Genomic DNA, 15,588 nt, shown 5'->3' with positions numbered 1-15,588 from the left:
GAAATGAGTTATGTGAAGGTAAAAGATTTTTACAATTATGAATGATGAAACTGCTTAAATCGCTTACATGAAAGTTTTTATAAAGTTTGTTGCATAGCTGTTTACAAACGCTGAAAGCCTCGTTATAATCCCGATTGTACTGAAAAAAAGAAACGTGATTTGTAAACAAAAAATTTCAACAAGGGGGCTTTCTGATGCTTAAAAAATTATTTTCATTTTTGCTGATAAATGTTGGTGCATTTGCTGTTGCGATTAACGTACATTTTTTCTTATCTCCAAACGATCTCGCAACTGGTGGGGTCAGTGGGCTCTCGATTGTATTGAATAAAGTGTTTCCTGAAGTGTCGCTAGGTATCATCATGGTGATCTTAAATATTATTTTATTTATAGTTGGAATTATCTTTCTCGGCTTTCAGTTTGGCGCCAAGACCATCTATGCAAGCTTTGCGCTTTCTTTCATGGTATGGGGACTGGAAGTAGTTTATCCGATGGAATCAGCTCTAAGCAATGATATATTAATCCAACTGATCATAGGACAAATTATCGCTGCTTCAGGTATGGCGATTGTCTTCCACCAGGGAGCCTCCACAGGGGGGACTGATATTCTCGCCATGATCATGAACAAGTATTTCTCCTTTGAAGTGGGGAAAGGCGTTTTAATGTCTGATATTGCAATTGCTGCATCTTCTGTTTTCTTATTCGGTCCGACCGTTGGTATGTATGCTTTCTTCGGTGTAATCTTAAACGGCCTGGTCATTGATTACGCTCTGCAGCAATTCGACCATAAAAATGAAATTGTCATTATCAGCAGAGAAAGTGAACAAGTCAGGGAATTTATTGTCAGGACCCTGGGAAAAGGAGCGACGATTCATACAGCCCGTGGTGCTTTTAATTATGATGACAAAGAGGTAATAACGACTATTTTGGGAAGAAAAGATTTTACTCGGCTGAAAAAGTATATTTCTTCGATTGATGATCGGGCTTTTGTTACGGTTCATTCGATGAACGAAATTCTCGGGGAAAACTTCAAACGTCTAGCTTAATGGATTAAGCCGGCTGAAACGAAAAGGTTTCAGCCGGCTTTTTACTTATCCAGGTAGGGCTGGAAGCTTGTTTCTATAACATAATTATAAGTAAATTTCTTATGATGATTTTCCAGATAAGCTCCCTTTACTTGAAGACTCAGTTTCGAGACTTTAGATTGCAATTATGGTGGCTGGGAAAACGGATCGCTTTCCGTGGGCATGTAGTGAGCTTCCTCAGGCTTCGCCTTGCGGGATCTCACCGAACATTTACATCCCACAGGACTATGAATTTTCACCCTGACTTAACCCACGCACGAAGGAAATGCGTAGCATTTTCGAGGAGTCTCACCGTTTTCCCAGCCACCATTCAAGGGTTAGAATCTCGAAACGCCTATCAAGAATAGTGTACTTTTGGAACAGAAAGCAGATTCAAATTAGCATTGTAATAGGATTTTCTTCACAAAAGGGGTGGACTTCCCAAGTGCGATTTCGAGTATCTTGTATGGCAAAGGGCGTGGGGAAAGGGTGAGACTCCCGCGGGAGAAGGGTCTAGGCGAGATCCCACAGGGCGATAGCCAGAGGAAGCTCGCCAGTTCCCCCGCAGGAAAGAAATGAATGCGTAATCGCCTTGGGAGACACGACACGCATAAGCAGAACAGCAAAAGGGAAGGGCTCTTTCTTCCCGTTAATGGACTGCTTATGTCGCGAGTGTCTAGGCGATGAAGCTGGAAAGCGAATCCTTCTCCAACGACCTTAAACTCCCAAAACATCTCGAAATCAAGTCTTCGACTTTTCGGGCCAATAATTAAATAATCCTTTTATGAAAAACAACCACGAACACCAGTCCAACTTTCTTGAAAACCCCTTTATATTTAAATTTCAACAATTGTGAATTGTTTGATATAATACTGGTGAATGATGTTACTTTATTTTGGGGAAGGGGATGTACCATGGATAGAGAATCGTTGATAGCTCCAGAGTCTTATAACGTAGTGAATGAAATTGAAAAGTTTGCAAAGGAACCTGATCGCAAAGCTTTGCAGTGGGAAGACGAGCAGGGAAATCAAAAAGAGATTACATATTCAGAACTAATGCAAAATGCAAACAAAATTGGTAACGCTTTCAAACAAGAAGGTTTAAAAAAAGGCGATAAAGTTCTAATTATGATCCCTCGTCTGATAGAAGCTTACCAGGTATATGTCGGCGCTTTAAAAGCAGGACTGGTTGTCATACCAAGCTCTGAAATGCTCCGGACCAAAGATTTGCAATATCGAATTACTCATGGTGAGGTAAGCGGTGTGGTCAGTTTTCACCCATATACGGGACAATTTGATGATATTAAAGAAATTAGTTCAATCAAAAAGTTTACGATCGGAGCTGCTGTGGAAGGCTGGACGTACCTTGATGACTTGCTTGAAGGGGAAAAAGTATCGTCTGAACTGGACATGGCTGATACTACACGGGATGATATGGCTTTCTTATCCTACACGTCCGGAACCACCGGCAATCCAAAAGGGGTTGTCCATACACATGGCTGGGGTTACGCTCATTTGAAAACAGCTGCAGAGAACTGGCTCAGTATTCAAGATGGAGATAAGGTATGGGCTACTGCCGGTCCTGGGTGGCAGAAGTGGATTTGGAGCCCGTTTTTATCTGTGCTGGGTTCTGGAGCAACCGGACTTGTCTATCAGGGTAAATTTGATCCTAAAACCTATTTAAGTATATTAGAACGCTATACGGTGAATGTCCTCTGTTGTACGCCGACTGAATATCGTTTAATGGCAAAAGTGGACAACCTGGGTGATTATCATCTACCTGCATTGCACAGTGCTGTATCAGCCGGTGAACCATTGAATAGGGAAGTCATCGATACTTTCCAAAAACACTTCAATGTCACTGTGCGGGATGGATATGGCCAAACAGAAAACACATTGCTTGTCGGTGTCATGAAGGACATGGATGTCAAACCAGGCTCTATGGGGAAACCAACGCCTGGAAACCGGGTAGAAATCATCGATGAAATGGGAGAACCGGTAGGACCAGGAGAGGTTGGAGATATTGCGGTCCATTTAGAAACACCCGCTTTGTTTAAAGCGTATTACAAGGACCCGGAACGTACAAAGATGTCTTATCGCGGGGACTATTATGTGACAGGAGATCAGGCTTCTAAAGACGAAGAAGGCTATTTCTGGTTTGAAGGCAGAAGTGATGATATCATTATAAGCTCTGGCTACACGATTGGACCTTTCGAAGTAGAAGATGCATTGGTGAAGCATCCTGCTGTTCAGGAATGTGCTGTAGTGGCAAGCCCGGATGAAGTTCGTGGCAATATCGTCAAGGCGTACATCGTTCTGAAGGAAGATGTGAATGGGGATGAATCCTTGACCAAGGAGCTGCAGAATCATGTTAAAGAACTGACCGCTCCATATAAATATCCTAGAAAAATCGAGTTTATCACGGAATTACCTAAAACAACATCAGGGAAAATCCGAAGAGTAGAATTAAGGCAAAAAGAAAAGCAGCAATCATAATCAACAACAAGATAAAGCAGGTGGCCGTCAAATGTCACCTGCTTTTAAAAAATTCCTTCTTTATCCTTATTTCCAAGTCTTGGATATGATAAACTTAGATTAATAATCTGCATAGGGGGCAGAATGTGAACTGGATAAAGAGAATTGCTTTTATAATTGTCATAGGTATTGCACTGGCAGTAATTCCATTTCAAGTCCAAAGCCCACAAATAGACAAACAAGAGAAGTGGGAGAGTTTTGAAGAAACAAAATCCAAATGAATAATGAAGCATAGCCTTTCTCTACCCAGGGGAGGGCTTTTGTTTTAGAGGAGGATAAATGTGATTCGTAAGGCTGAATTAGAAGATGCGAAAGATTTAGCAAGGCTGGTGACAGTGTTAGGATACCCCACTACTAAACAGGAAATGGCCGTGAGATTTGCGAAAATAAAAATGAAGACGGATTATCAGACGTATGTGTATGAAGAGAATGAACGCTTGTTGGGGATGATAGGGATGGTTCATGGGATCCGGTATGAGGGTAATGATAGTTACATAAGAGTTGTAGCGGTCGTCGTAGAAGAACAGCATAGAGGAAGAGGGATAGGTAAACAGCTCTTTCAGCAAGCAGAAAAGTGGGGAAAAGCCAATGGTGCTGCTTCATTGATATTGAATAGTGGCAATCGACCAGAAAGGGCTGAAACACACAGAGTCTATGAACACATGGGGTTTGTCAAAAAATCCACTGGCTTCGCTAAAACGCTAGATTAAAAAGGTTCCTTTTCAATAGGGGCGCTTTGCAAGTCTATCCTGGATGGAGGTGGATAGGCTTTTTTTGGGTGAATTTTTCAAATCTTATTTTTAAAAGAAATTTATTTTGTATGAAACGAATAGGAAGACATACACGTATAACAATTAAGTGTCTTTTCTGACAAATATAGACAAGGGAGAGATTGGTTGAAAAGAATAGCAACAGCTTTTACCACGTTACTGGTTATCATTACAGCAGCATACATTTATCTCGACACCCAATATTTATACACTCCGTTAACATTCCAAAAAGACTCGGTTACCCCGCATGACTGGTGGGATTATAAAAGACCATTGACAATGAAATTCCATAATATTTCTGGCGATTATGAAGGCTATGTCATAGAAGATCAGAAAGAAATTAAACGAATATTGACGGTGTTAAAAAAATCAGAGACTGCTGAGGGAAGTATATCTAACATTCAGGCAGTAGAAGCTGGATTGACAGTGGAAAATAAGCAGGAGAATCTGGTTGAAATATTAATTTACACCTATCACTGGGAAATACTTAAATATGATGCCAAACCCTACCAACGCACAGAAAGGATAGATAACTTATTAAATATGTAAGCCAACTCCCAGGAAGCAGAGTTGGCTTATGTTGTTAAAATAATTGAATATCATACGCCTTTAAAATGTGGACAGGAACAAAAAATCTAGCTGTTACCAGCGGATCTACTACCTGACTCACTTGGACTTCTCCTGCTGCGCTCATCAGCATGGTAAGGTGTGAAAGTGTAAAATTGGTGTGCGGGAGTAACAGTTCTGCCATTTGCTCTACAGCCGTTTGGACCGCATCATCCAATGTTTCTTTAGAAACAAGTAAGGCTATACCTTCTTCATTCGCTACAAGTGGATAAGAAAGCGATTTGTTTTTTATGATATCGAAGGTTACGGTTACTTCACCAGGAACTTCAATTCCTGACACACTGATTTCCCCGTCACCCATGGCAGCATGGAAGTCACCTGTAGCGAACAAAGCGCCCGGTGCGAAGACAGGGAAGTATAACTCGGCACCTTCCGTAATCAATTTTGTATCCATGTTTCCACCATGTGCACCAGGAGTTCCACAGTTTACTTCTTCATTCTCAGGTGCCACTCCTATCACACCAATCATAGGATTTAAAGGTAATGATAGCTTGTCATCAAAAATAGCCCGGTTATCCTTAATCGGGATAATTTTGACATCGAAATCTTCAAAATGCCTGCCTAAGACACCGAGGTCTTTACCGGTGACCATAACACCGCGTTCCCCGATTTCGAGTCTATCGATCTTCACCTTCAATATGTCTCCAGGCTCTGCCCCTTCAATATAAACCGGTCCAGTAGCCGGATTGATCTGGTTCCAATCAATTGCATTTATTTCTGTCTTTTCTGATTGAATCTGATTCTGGAAACAATCATATGTCTCAATGGTGATCGTCTCTCCTGGTTGTACGTGGATAGCAGGGGAGTGATCCTTACTTAATGAATATACCGATGACTGGCAAGTGAGGTTTCGGCTCATATATAATTCCTCCTTTTAAGACAGTGGATAATTAAGGGAATTTTCTGTCATATTCAATTTTAGTCTTTCCGCCTTGTAAAAGCAAAAGTATTTCTATAATGTTTTAAGCGAATGATATAATATAACTGAATTTAACCTTACAAGGAGTGGACAAGAGTGAGCAGACGTTTCACCCATATATTCAATTCATTGGTCGGTATTTTACTGATCATTGAAGGAGTTCTATATATTTTTATGATGAATAAAGACGATACCTTTCACTTACAGAGTATCATTGTAACTCTTCTCCTGTTATTGGCATGGGGGATGTCCTATCGTAAACAGTTGAAGGAAGAAAATTCGATTCCCTGGTTAACGGTCACCCTTATTATAATGATTCCTATGATTTTGCCTTGGTTGTTTTTCATTTGAGACCTGGAGAAGCGCTGTATTTTAAAAAAACAGATATCCTAATGCACCAAAAATCACAGCACTTCCCAGGTAAAGGTGTCCGAACGTACGATGTTTTGTTTCCTCCGCACTCATTTCTACGATCCCGGCAAATACTAGAAACAGGGCCGCAATGATAAAAGTGGTCAGTTCTACTGTACTCCAGGCTTTTCTCTGAATCAGACTCAACAGCCATATTTCAATTGGAATAGCTGTTATTAGTGGGAAATACAGGGGATTGAACCATTCATCCCAGTTTCTCCATTTACGCATAACCTTCACATCCTCTCCTCATAGTAGCAGTACGGCAAGCAGGCTGCTGGCTGTGCCAAACCCGAAAGCCTACCCTAAGTTCATATGGTAATTCGATAAGGTTTTCTTCTCGTCAACTCACTCATAATTGTCACCGTAGTATTGAACGTCCCTTAAACTGCCCCGTATGTTTTTTACGCATTTCCAACAGGTTCTTCATTTCCACCTCATATATCACACCTTAATCAAATGATTAATAAAAGGAAGGAAATAGAGCAAACTTAATAGCAGGGCTGTCGAGATCATATACTCCGGCGCCTGGGCCACAATTATCGACAAAAACAGTGTATATTCGACATAAATAGACTTATTGCGGTTTATTTACACGGAATGGTGCTATAAGTGATTTTTAAAGGTTTGTCGATGTATTTCATTTTTGATAAGTTACTCCTTGGTTGTGTAACAAGATGCGGGAGTTCTAAAAAAATGTCTTCCTCTCAAATTAATTATTCTTAAACAGTTTTCCTAGTGTTGTTGCAGTAATAATAACAAATTATGAAAGGAAAGTTTCAAATGAATACAAAATTAATTGATTGGCCCACGTTTATAGGGGCATTTATCTTATTGCTTGGGGTTGTTGTGCCACTTATCATCTTCCCTGAGGCTGGTGTGGAGGTCGTCAATCAGGCCAATACATTCATGACCTCTAACTTTGGGGTATTATACTTAATCATGGGTTTATTAGTATTTGCATTTTTGATTTTTGTGGCATTTAGTGAAAATGGACACATTTTATTAGGAGATGAAGGAGAAAAGCCTGAATTCAATTCATTCTCCTGGGCGGCAATGTTATTTGCTGCCGGGATTGGTTCGAGTATTCTATATTGGGCTGTAATCGAATGGGCTTATTACTATCAAGGCCCTCCTTTCGGCATTGAACCGGAATCGAAAGAAGCGATCCAATGGTCGACAGCTTATGGTATTTTCCATTGGGGACCGATTGCATGGGCGATTTATACACTCCCAGCATTGCCGATTGCGTATTTCTATTATGTTCGTAAGAAACCAGTATTGAAAATCAGTGAGGCATGTCGTCCTTTGTTAGGGCGGATTGTAGATGGTCCAGTCGGCCATATCATTGATATTCTATTCATGTTCGGTTTGATGGGAGGGGCAGGAACCACCCTTGCACTTGGTACTCCTATGATTGCTGAAGGTATCAGTGAATTGACTGGTCTGGAAGCAGATTTGACGATGCAAACCTTCATTTTGTTATTATGTACGGCAATATTTGCTTTCAGTGCTTATTCCGGGTTGAAAAAAGGAATCAAGCTGCTAAGCGATATCAACTTATGGCTGGCACTATTCTTACTAGGATTCATTTTCTTGTTCGGTCCGACTCGCTTTTTGACAGAGACAACCACCAACAGTGTCGGAATCCTAATGGATAACTTCTTTAAAATGGCGACATGGACCGAACCGTTTGGTGATATAGGAGCATTTGAAGAAACAGGATTTCCTGAAGGCTGGACGATATTCTACTGGGCCTGGTGGCTCGTTTATGCTCCGTTTGTCGGTTTGTTCGTTGCGCGTATTTCCAGAGGACGTACCATTCGCCAAATGGTGCTTGGAACCATGGTGTATGGGACCCTTGGTTGTATTCTCTTCTTTGGAATCATGGGGAACTTCGGGTTGTACTTGCAGATGACAGGCAGCTTTGATGCCATTGGTTATATGAACGAATACGGTGCTCCGGCTGCGATAATAGCTATTATCGGACAGCTGCCACTTGCCAAGTTCATGGTATTGATATTTACTGTACTGGCGATTATTTTCCTTGCCACGACCTTTGATTCCAGTTCCTATATTTTATCTGCAGTAGTTCAAAAAGAAGTAGAAAATGAACCGTTGCGTTGGAACCGATTGTTTTGGGCATTTGCTTTATGTCTGCTGCCATTAGCACTGATGTTCCTTGGTGGACTGGGTACCTTACAAACAGCGAGTATTGTTGGTGGTTTTCCATTGATTTTTATCATGTTCATGCTGGCTTTATCGTTTATGAAAGCCTCCAATGAAGACATACGGGCCAGTGAAGGATATGAACCTAAAACCATTCACATCAATCGCAAAAAAATTCTTGAAAGATTAAGAAGAAAACGAAACCAGCAAAGGCCACCGGAACAATAATCTATAAAACCTCCACTTAGGAAAAAAGTGGAGGTTTTGTTATTTCTCCTGGGGAAAGTAATCAAGTGCAGGAACGATATCGAATTCTCCGCTGGCATCGAAAAAGTGAGATAGAAGTGGAAGGTGGTCTTTTCCAATCATAAGCAATATACGGTCGCTTTGGGCTGCTTGACGGCTAACATTGGCAAAAATGGCTAAGTCTCTATGATGCCACTGTTTGAGCCACGCTGCGCCTACTTGATGCTGAGGGTCACCAACCAAAGCAAGTTTCATGTATAATTTTCCTATCAATTTCCGGTACTCAGGGCTGTTGATTGCCTGAAGCTGGGTTAATGGAGGATTATCGTCGGGGGCGCATGCAACTAATTGCTGTTGGATTTCTACGATCTCCTGAAGTAATCCTGGCTGATAATTCTCTGCCCATTCGAATACCTGGTTCAGCGCAGGAGCGTTCATGTTCACATCTTCATCCACCGGCACAACCTCCTCCAAGCCAAGTTGTTCAGCAAGGCGATAGCCGAGTTGATCGACTATATCATATCCAAGTTTGAAATTGCCGCTTTTGTACGCTTCCAGTTTTCGGTTGAGTTCATTTTCAAGCAGAAATGTTTTTTCTACTGCTATTTTTGTAGGTGCAAAAGCTTTAAGCGATTGTGCAATACTGCTTATTTGTTTGTGATGGTGGTTTACCAGTTCAGGGTTCATCTCTAAATGAAATGTTCCTAACATAAGAAGCTGTGGTTTTGTACCCATTTCGGTTTGCCTCCTTTCATTTACTCCCACTGGAACTGAGGAAGTACATATTCTCCTAGTTCTTCTACTACTTCTTTGGCCGGGCGCTTGCTTTGAGCCAAATTAAAGAAAATGTGGTTAACACCTGCATCTTGATATTTCGCCAAAATCTCCAGGAGGTTGTTCCGTCCGGTTCGGTAGCCAGCTGGAATTTTTTCATATGGATGATCGGGGTCTTCCACCAAGTCGAGCGGAAGCGGCATAAGAAACGCTCGGAAATCTCCCGGTGAATAGCTATCCACAAGTTCGCGATACTTAGCGACAGTTTCCTGCTGCTGCTCAGGGCGCTGTGGATAGAACATCCATCCATGTCCATGCCGGGCTACCCAATCGAGGGTTTGCTGGGCATACCCCGTAAGGAAGAGAGGAATTTCTTTTGTGGGTTTTGGAACAAGGTTAGCTTTATCTACTTTGCCAAACGGTGAATCGATCGTTGGGAATTCCTCATAAAGAATCTCCTGGAAATAGTGAAAGGCATTCCGGAACCACTCGCCGCGCTCCATAATTGGAATATTCAATCCTGAAAAGTCTTTCCTCCTGTCTCCTGATGAGACACCGAGCATCAAGCGCTCTGGAAATAAACGTTCGATGCTGGCCGCTTCTTTAGCGGTACGTAGCGGGTGGCGTAAAGAAAATACGGTTGCAGCAGTGCCTAAATTGATGGACTTAGTATGACTAGCCAGGTAAGTGAGGTAAATAAAGCTATCGAATATCTGACCAGTCGCAGGGTCTTCAAAGGTAGGGTCCTCTAAAACGACATCCTGCAGCCATAAGCTTGTAAAGCCTTTTTGTTCAGCAAGCTGTGCCATCTCAATTTGATCATTCATAGCAGGTGACTTTTTGCCATAATTCTCAATAGGAATGGACAAGCCAAAAGAAAGGTAGCCGGGCTTGACCATTTTTTGAAAGCCTGTATGGTTTTTCATTATCATCAAACTCCTAGGAATTAGTCATTTTAGTATGAAGCAAACATTTTTAAGCTACAAAAAATTTGCTTCAATCATTATTATCTGAACCTTAATACCTATCTATATTACAATAATCTGAAAAATTCGTTATATTAAATAAGGCTTATCACCTGTTCTTTGTTAAAAAGGATAAAAAGGAAGTCGCATAATGTTAAAATATACATAATGAATAAAAAAATAGAAATATAATTTAAACATTTGCATTCACTACATTGTTAAGACCTCCCGTTGTAGAAACAAGTTTAGGAACAGTTTCACTATTTTAGAGTGTGGAGGGGGAATATAAGTGAGCTATAAGGTAGTTGCATGGTTCAATAAAAAAACAGAGATTAACTTTTTGTGTAGTGAAAACAAGGTGGATTTATGTTTCGAAACAAAGACAGAAGCGGAGCGCTTTATTGCTTCATTGAAAGACTCGGGCTATATGCAAGGAAAATATCATTTTACTATCGAAACGATTGAAACTGAACCTCTCGTAGAAAAAAATATAGCAACCATGTAAACCTATGTTAATGATTATAGAACATGGGTTTTTTATTTTGTTAAGTGATTACGTAGTAGAAAATTTTCAGAAATTTCTATATAATGGAAGTCGTATCAAGGATAAAAGGAGGGCTCCTGTAATGAATACATATAACCAGAGCTGGGATCTCGACAGCATATTCCCAAATGGAAGCGAGTCGAAGGAACTTAAAAATTATGTGCAAGAAACAGAGCGTTTAATGGAGCGACTGGAAAGAGTAGTTGCTGACTTCCAATTGCCAAGCTACCAATCAGGTACAGGAACTTTGATGGAGGTAGTTGATGTATTACAAAGCGTCACCAAGAGAATCAGAGAAATCGGTGCATTTGTCAGCTGCTTGACTGCGCAAAATGTGAAGGACGCTAAAGCTAAGGAGTGGCTTGCAAAAAGGAGTCAACTTGGAGCTCAATATGGTAACATTCTCACAAAGTTGGACCAGAAGTTGATCCAGGTGGACGAAGACAGTTGGAGCTGGTTATTACAACAGGAAAGGGTCGCACCAATCGCATTCGTATTGGATGAGCGTCGCAGCCGAGCCCAAGAGAAACTCCCTCTGGAGCAAGAATCATTGATCAATGATTTGAGTGTGGATGGCTATCATGCCTGGGGGCAAATGTATAACAGTATGGTAGGAAAAATGACGATATATTTTCAAGGAAGGGAATTATCGGTAGGGCAGGCTTCGAATAAATTGAGTTCATCCAGTCGTGAAGTGAGGAAGGAAGTGGCAGGTAAGCTTAAGGAAGCATGGAAGGGGCAAAGTGATTTATTTACAGAGACAATCAATCATTTAGCTGGTTTTCGACTGCAGACGTACAAACACCGTGGCTGGGATGATGTATTGAAAGAACCGCTCGACTTCAATCGCATGAGTAGAAAAACACTTGATGCCATGTGGACAGCGATTACTACACATAAAGGTTTTTATAAAACTTACCTTCAGCGGAAAGCGGATTTATTGGGACTTGATAAGTTGAGTATGTATGATATCGGGGCTCCAATTGGGGAAACTGAACAAACGATGTCTTACGATGAAGGAGCGGCATTTATTCTGGAACAGTTTCGCAAGTTCAGCCCGAAAATGGCCGATTTTGCTAAAATGGCTTTTGAAAACAGGTGGATTGAAGCGGAAGATCGTTCCGGGAAACGTCCGGGAGGTTTTTGTACCAGTTTTCCGGACAGTAAACAGACAAGGATTTTTATGACTTATTCTGGCACAGCCTCTAATGTAGCCACACTAGCTCATGAACTTGGCCATGCCTATCATCAGCATGTCATGAACGATCTCCCAATATTGAATCAGGGATATGCAATGAATGTAGCTGAAACCGCCTCTACGTTTGCGGAAATGATCGTTGCTGATGCTGCCGTGAAGAATGCTAAGACGAAAGCGGAAAAACTGGCTTTACTCGAAGATAAAGTGCAGCGCAGTGTCGCATTCTTTATGAATATCCATGCAAGGTTTATATTTGAGACTCGTTTTTATGAAGAAAGGAAGCAAGGAATGGTTCCAACCGACCGGTTGAATGAACTGATGGTCGATGCTCAAAAGGAGGCTTACCAAGAAGCGCTCGGTGAGTATGACCCCTATTTTTGGGCATCCAAGCTTCATTTTCATATTACTGGCGTACCATTCTATAATTTTCCGTATACATTTGGATATTTGTTTAGCCTGGGTATTTATGCGAAAGCAATAAAAGAAGGCGAAGGTTTTGAAGATAAGTATATTTCACTGCTCCAGGACACCGGTAAAATGCGAGTGGAAGACCTGGCTTTAAAACACTTAGGAGTAGACTTGGAAGATGAAGCGTTCTGGGAAGATGCGCTGCAGTTATGTATCGCTGATGTAGAGGAGTTTCTCAGCTTGACTGGAGCTGCCGCTTCAAACTAATCACCTTTTAAAAGGAGGATATATAGTGGAAAGACTTTCAGATCATCAGAAGGAACAAGAAGTAAGTAAACTGGAAGGTTGGAAGCTGGAAGACGAGAAATGGATAGTGAAGCGTTACCGGTTCAAACGGTACTTGTCAGGCATACATTTTGTCGAGCAAGTAGCGGAGTATGCCGAGGAAATACAACATCACCCTTTGATTCATATTGATTATAAAGTAGTTACCATGAAACTGACATCCTGGAATGCTAAAGGACTTACGGAACTTGATATCAGAAGTGCTGAAGAATATGATCGGATGTATGAAAAGATAAAAGAATAGCTGCAAAAAAAGCAGACCTGATTCCGGTCTGCTTTTTTTGCACTTTAAGAGAGTTTAACTTTTTTAAAGGGTTAAAGTATAAGAAAATACTAAGCCTTTCGCCATAAGTTCTTGGCGACAAGCCAAGTTTTTCTAATATATTTTTATATTCATCGTCGTCGTTTTTTTCTCTCTGTTTTTAGTCAGTAGGTGAGCGGTTAATGGCTGTCGTCGTTACCTTCCATATCATCGCCGCTCATATCAGCTTCTTCTTCTGTGTCTTTGGTGATTTCTACATCCCCGACAGGAAACTTCTTCTTAGGCATGACATGCATGTCACGTGCTTGCGTGTGGGCGAAAAGATAGTAAGCCCCTTCTTCTTCAAAGGTATAGGAGACTTCATAGACACCGTCGCCTTTATGTTCTGCTTCTACTTTTTCGTGATCTTCATCTGACGCCCCTTCGGCCCAGAATTCAAATTTTACATAGTCTGCATCCTCTACTGTTTCTTCTCCTTGAGTTACTTTAGCCTGGAAAGTGACTTCTTCGTTTGGCTGGATATCTTCAGGCATGACGACTTTGGTCGCAAGCATCGGTTCCATGCCGTCTTCTTCAGCACTTCCCGATTGATCTCCGCCACATGCACTAAGAACGATAGCAGTGATGAATAGACCTAAATAAATAAGTGTTTTTTTCATCGTGATGGCTCCCTTATTTGAAAATAATTACATTCTCATATAGCTTAACACGTCATTTTTGGAAAAACTATGACCCTGTCGGGCTATCCTTGTGCCAACTTTGTGACAATCGGTTTACTTTATCCAACCATTCTCGTAAGCCATCCGGGTCAATTCCACCCGGTTTTTGATGCCGAGCTTCCTCAGCATGCTTTTTAGGTGGTTTTTAACTGTGTTTTCCGAGATGTGCAATTGCCGGGATATTTCTTTGTTTTTGGCACCCGCAACTGCCAGCGTCATGATCTCTATCTCACGATCTGTTAAAGGAGGACGATTAGTCGTCTGCTTATTTTCAACTAAGGTTTGGAGTGTTTCATTCACAAGGGTTTTCGATAAGCTGTCTGTTTCGTTCATGACAGCATTAATATAGCTGCCCCAATCGGTAGGTTTCACATTTTTCAAAAGATAGCCTTGAGCACCTTCGCGCAAGGCTTCGAAGAGATGCATGCTGTCGTCCGAGACCGTAAGAATGATGATTTTGATATGCGGCCACTGGTCTTTAATAGCCTTTGTTGCTTGCAGTCCATCCAGCTTAGGCATCTGGATATCCATCAAGATTAGGTCTGGTTGCAGTTCTGTTGCCATCTTAACAGCTTCTTCTCCGTCTACAGCTTCTCCGGCGATTTGATAGTTGTGTAGGGTGCTTAATATTTCCCGGATACCCTCCCGTGCGTCCTCATGGTCATCTGCAATCACAACATGATACATAGTCAAATGTTTCCCCCTTTGTAACGGACAGAGACGATCGTTTTGTTTTGTACCCGTTCATAAGAAAATTCCCAGCCCATTTTATTTGCCCGATCCCTCATCATTTCCATTCCATAATGGGATGTTTTTGGTGTATCTATTTCACAAGGGTCCCCGTCATCAGTTACTTGAAATTCCCATCCCTTGTCTGTATTTGTACTGTAAAGCCCCACCTGCTTAACCCGGCTGGCGTGTTTGATGATATTGGTTAATGCCTCTCTGAGTATGAAGTAAGCCTGAACCTTTTCTTCCATATTCCAAATCTCATCGTTCAAGTTCCAATCGTTTTCGATACGGACTGTGGGAAGAGTTTCCTTTACGTGCTCTATCAATTCTTCCAGAGCAGCATCCCATTTCTGGATGACAGGCTCATGTTTTCTTAATTGTTTTATGGATTCCCGGACATTTTTTTGAATGCTCATAATGGTGTTATCGATTTGCTGCCACTGTTTTTCTTCATTATCTTCCCGATTACGTAATTTATTTATTTTGACTCCCAGTAAAAATAAAGATTGTGATATCGAGTCATGAAGTTCCCGTGAAATCGCCTGTCTCTCTTCCATGACAGCCTGTTTCATTTTTTCTTCTTCCAGTTCTTCCTGATGTCTCTCGAGAACATGGAAAAGTCGCCTGTTTACAAGCAGGATAATTGCCAGCACTATGAAAGGGGAGAGGATATTACCTGCGTTCATAGAGAGGTAAGGAAGTAAAAATTCATGACGTATATATTCCCATAAACCAATTGCTACTGCTGGGACAAGTAGAATCAGCCATTTGATTTGTGTGTAAGATAACATATACAACACCTGCTTTGATTTAGTTGTTTTAATTGTACTGCGAATGGAGATAATAGCAAAATATAAGATAGGTGTATTATCATAGTGGTTAGTGTGTTATAATAGACAAGTTG

Annotated in this window: 17 protein-coding genes; 10 read left to right on the top strand and 7 right to left on the bottom strand. The window is 41.2% G+C overall.

Annotated features, from left to right (window positions below):
* Positions 1–194: 194 nt before the first annotated feature.
* The 5 genes from ACGTN9_RS18220 (at position 195) to ACGTN9_RS18200 (ending at position 4,914) form a co-directional block, all read left to right on the top strand.
* A complete protein-coding gene (locus ACGTN9_RS18220; RefSeq protein ID WP_499595520.1) occupies positions 195–1,043 on the top strand; it encodes a YitT family protein in 849 nt (282 codons plus the stop codon).
* 932 nt (positions 1,044–1,975) lie between these two features.
* Complete coding sequence (gene mbcS / locus ACGTN9_RS18215) at positions 1,976–3,556, top strand: acyl-CoA synthetase MbcS (protein WP_499595518.1); 1,581 nt, start codon at positions 1,976–1,978, stop codon at positions 3,554–3,556.
* A 125-nt stretch (positions 3,557–3,681) separates the two neighbouring features.
* Positions 3,682–3,816 carry a hypothetical protein gene (locus ACGTN9_RS18210; protein WP_499595515.1) on the top strand — a complete coding sequence of 45 codons (135 nt, stop codon included), beginning with the start codon at positions 3,682–3,684 and terminating at the stop codon, positions 3,814–3,816.
* A 60-nt stretch (positions 3,817–3,876) separates the two neighbouring features.
* On the top strand, positions 3,877–4,305 hold the full coding sequence (locus tag ACGTN9_RS18205) for a GNAT family N-acetyltransferase (RefSeq protein WP_499595512.1): 429 nt from the start codon (positions 3,877–3,879) through the stop codon (positions 4,303–4,305).
* A 186-nt stretch (positions 4,306–4,491) separates the two neighbouring features.
* Positions 4,492–4,914, top strand: coding sequence for a hypothetical protein (locus tag ACGTN9_RS18200; RefSeq protein WP_499595508.1), 423 nt, complete (start codon positions 4,492–4,494; stop codon positions 4,912–4,914).
* Positions 4,915–4,948: 34 nt separating this feature from the next.
* Here ACGTN9_RS18200 and ACGTN9_RS18195 read toward each other — a convergent pair whose 3' ends face one another.
* Positions 4,949–5,851: an acetamidase/formamidase family protein gene (locus ACGTN9_RS18195; RefSeq protein WP_499595505.1), complete on the bottom strand. Its 903-nt coding sequence runs from the start codon at positions 5,849–5,851 to the stop codon at positions 4,949–4,951.
* A 156-nt stretch (positions 5,852–6,007) separates the two neighbouring features.
* Here ACGTN9_RS18195 and ACGTN9_RS18190 point away from each other — a divergent pair, with 156 nt between their 5' ends.
* Positions 6,008–6,262: a hypothetical protein gene (locus ACGTN9_RS18190; protein ID WP_499595502.1), complete on the top strand. Its 255-nt coding sequence runs from the start codon at positions 6,008–6,010 to the stop codon at positions 6,260–6,262.
* A 21-nt stretch (positions 6,263–6,283) separates the two neighbouring features.
* Here ACGTN9_RS18190 and ACGTN9_RS18185 read toward each other — a convergent pair whose 3' ends face one another.
* Positions 6,284–6,553 carry a hypothetical protein gene (locus ACGTN9_RS18185; protein WP_499595500.1) on the bottom strand — a complete coding sequence of 90 codons (270 nt, stop codon included), beginning with the start codon at positions 6,551–6,553 and terminating at the stop codon, positions 6,284–6,286.
* 552 nt (positions 6,554–7,105) lie between these two features.
* Here ACGTN9_RS18185 and ACGTN9_RS18180 point away from each other — a divergent pair.
* Positions 7,106–8,719, top strand: a complete 1,614-nt coding sequence (locus ACGTN9_RS18180; RefSeq protein WP_499595496.1) for a BCCT family transporter — start codon at positions 7,106–7,108, stop codon at positions 8,717–8,719.
* Between the two features lie 39 nt (positions 8,720–8,758).
* Here the strand turns inward: ACGTN9_RS18180 and ACGTN9_RS18175 are convergent, their stop codons facing one another.
* Together ACGTN9_RS18175 and ACGTN9_RS18170 are read right to left on the bottom strand one after the other, a co-directional pair.
* Complete coding sequence (locus tag ACGTN9_RS18175; RefSeq protein ID WP_499595493.1) at positions 8,759–9,472, bottom strand: DUF5694 domain-containing protein; 714 nt, start codon at positions 9,470–9,472, stop codon at positions 8,759–8,761.
* Positions 9,473–9,492: 20 nt separating this feature from the next.
* Entirely contained in the window at positions 9,493–10,437 is a 945-nt protein-coding gene (locus tag ACGTN9_RS18170; RefSeq protein WP_499595490.1) for an LLM class oxidoreductase, read from the bottom strand.
* Between the two features lie 328 nt (positions 10,438–10,765).
* On the opposite strand from ACGTN9_RS18170, the gene ACGTN9_RS18165 reads away from it, so the two are divergent.
* The 3 genes from ACGTN9_RS18165 to ACGTN9_RS18155 all read left to right on the top strand — a co-directional run bounded on the left by ACGTN9_RS18165 (position 10,766) and on the right by ACGTN9_RS18155 (position 13,215).
* A complete protein-coding gene (locus tag ACGTN9_RS18165; RefSeq protein WP_499595488.1) occupies positions 10,766–10,981 on the top strand; it encodes a hypothetical protein in 216 nt (71 codons plus the stop codon).
* Between the two features lie 121 nt (positions 10,982–11,102).
* On the top strand, positions 11,103–12,893 hold the full coding sequence (locus ACGTN9_RS18160; RefSeq protein ID WP_499595485.1) for a M3 family oligoendopeptidase: 1,791 nt from the start codon (positions 11,103–11,105) through the stop codon (positions 12,891–12,893).
* A gap of 25 nt (positions 12,894–12,918) precedes the next feature.
* Entirely contained in the window at positions 12,919–13,215 is a 297-nt protein-coding gene (locus ACGTN9_RS18155) for a 4a-hydroxytetrahydrobiopterin dehydratase (protein ID WP_499595482.1), read from the top strand.
* A 197-nt stretch (positions 13,216–13,412) separates the two neighbouring features.
* Here the strand turns inward: ACGTN9_RS18155 and ACGTN9_RS18150 are convergent, their stop codons facing one another.
* From ACGTN9_RS18150 to ACGTN9_RS18140, 3 genes are all read right to left on the bottom strand, one after another.
* Positions 13,413–13,892 carry a FixH family protein gene (locus ACGTN9_RS18150; RefSeq protein WP_499595480.1) on the bottom strand — a complete coding sequence of 160 codons (480 nt, stop codon included), beginning with the start codon at positions 13,890–13,892 and terminating at the stop codon, positions 13,413–13,415.
* 114 nt (positions 13,893–14,006) lie between these two features.
* On the bottom strand, positions 14,007–14,639 hold the full coding sequence (locus ACGTN9_RS18145) for a response regulator (protein ID WP_499595591.1): 633 nt from the start codon (positions 14,637–14,639) through the stop codon (positions 14,007–14,009).
* 2 nt (positions 14,640–14,641) lie between these two features.
* Complete coding sequence (locus tag ACGTN9_RS18140; protein ID WP_499595477.1) at positions 14,642–15,475, bottom strand: sensor histidine kinase; 834 nt, start codon at positions 15,473–15,475, stop codon at positions 14,642–14,644.
* Positions 15,476–15,588 lie beyond the last annotated feature (113 nt).

The organism is Halobacillus sp. B23F22_5 (assembly GCF_043497085.1).
GTDB lineage: Bacteria > Bacillota > Bacilli > Bacillales > Halobacillaceae > Thalassobacillus.
This window is presented reverse-complemented; position numbering and strand designations above follow the sequence as displayed.

What these genes read in the sequence shown, in the direction of transcription:
- ACGTN9_RS18160 (WP_499595485.1), top strand. Translation starts at nt 11,103, where the DNA reads ATGAATACATATAACCAGAGCTGGGATCTCGACAGCATATTCCCAAAT.
- ACGTN9_RS18140 (WP_499595477.1), bottom strand. Translation starts at nt 15,475, where the DNA reads ATGTTATCTTACACACAAATCAAATGGCTGATTCTACTTGTCCCAGCA.
- ACGTN9_RS18185 (WP_499595500.1), bottom strand. Translation starts at nt 6,553, where the DNA reads ATGCGTAAATGGAGAAACTGGGATGAATGGTTCAATCCCCTGTATTTC.
- ACGTN9_RS18145 (WP_499595591.1), bottom strand. Translation starts at nt 14,639, where the DNA reads ATGTATCATGTTGTGATTGCAGATGACCATGAGGACGCACGGGAGGGT.
- ACGTN9_RS18180 (WP_499595496.1), top strand. Translation starts at nt 7,106, where the DNA reads ATGAATACAAAATTAATTGATTGGCCCACGTTTATAGGGGCATTTATC.
- ACGTN9_RS18195 (WP_499595505.1), bottom strand. Translation starts at nt 5,851, where the DNA reads ATGAGCCGAAACCTCACTTGCCAGTCATCGGTATATTCATTAAGTAAG.
- ACGTN9_RS18175 (WP_499595493.1), bottom strand. Translation starts at nt 9,472, where the DNA reads ATGGGTACAAAACCACAGCTTCTTATGTTAGGAACATTTCATTTAGAG.
- ACGTN9_RS18170 (WP_499595490.1), bottom strand. Translation starts at nt 10,437, where the DNA reads ATGAAAAACCATACAGGCTTTCAAAAAATGGTCAAGCCCGGCTACCTT.
- mbcS (WP_499595518.1), top strand. Translation starts at nt 1,976, where the DNA reads ATGGATAGAGAATCGTTGATAGCTCCAGAGTCTTATAACGTAGTGAAT.
- ACGTN9_RS18220 (WP_499595520.1), top strand. Translation starts at nt 195, where the DNA reads ATGCTTAAAAAATTATTTTCATTTTTGCTGATAAATGTTGGTGCATTT.
- ACGTN9_RS18150 (WP_499595480.1), bottom strand. Translation starts at nt 13,892, where the DNA reads ATGAAAAAAACACTTATTTATTTAGGTCTATTCATCACTGCTATCGTT.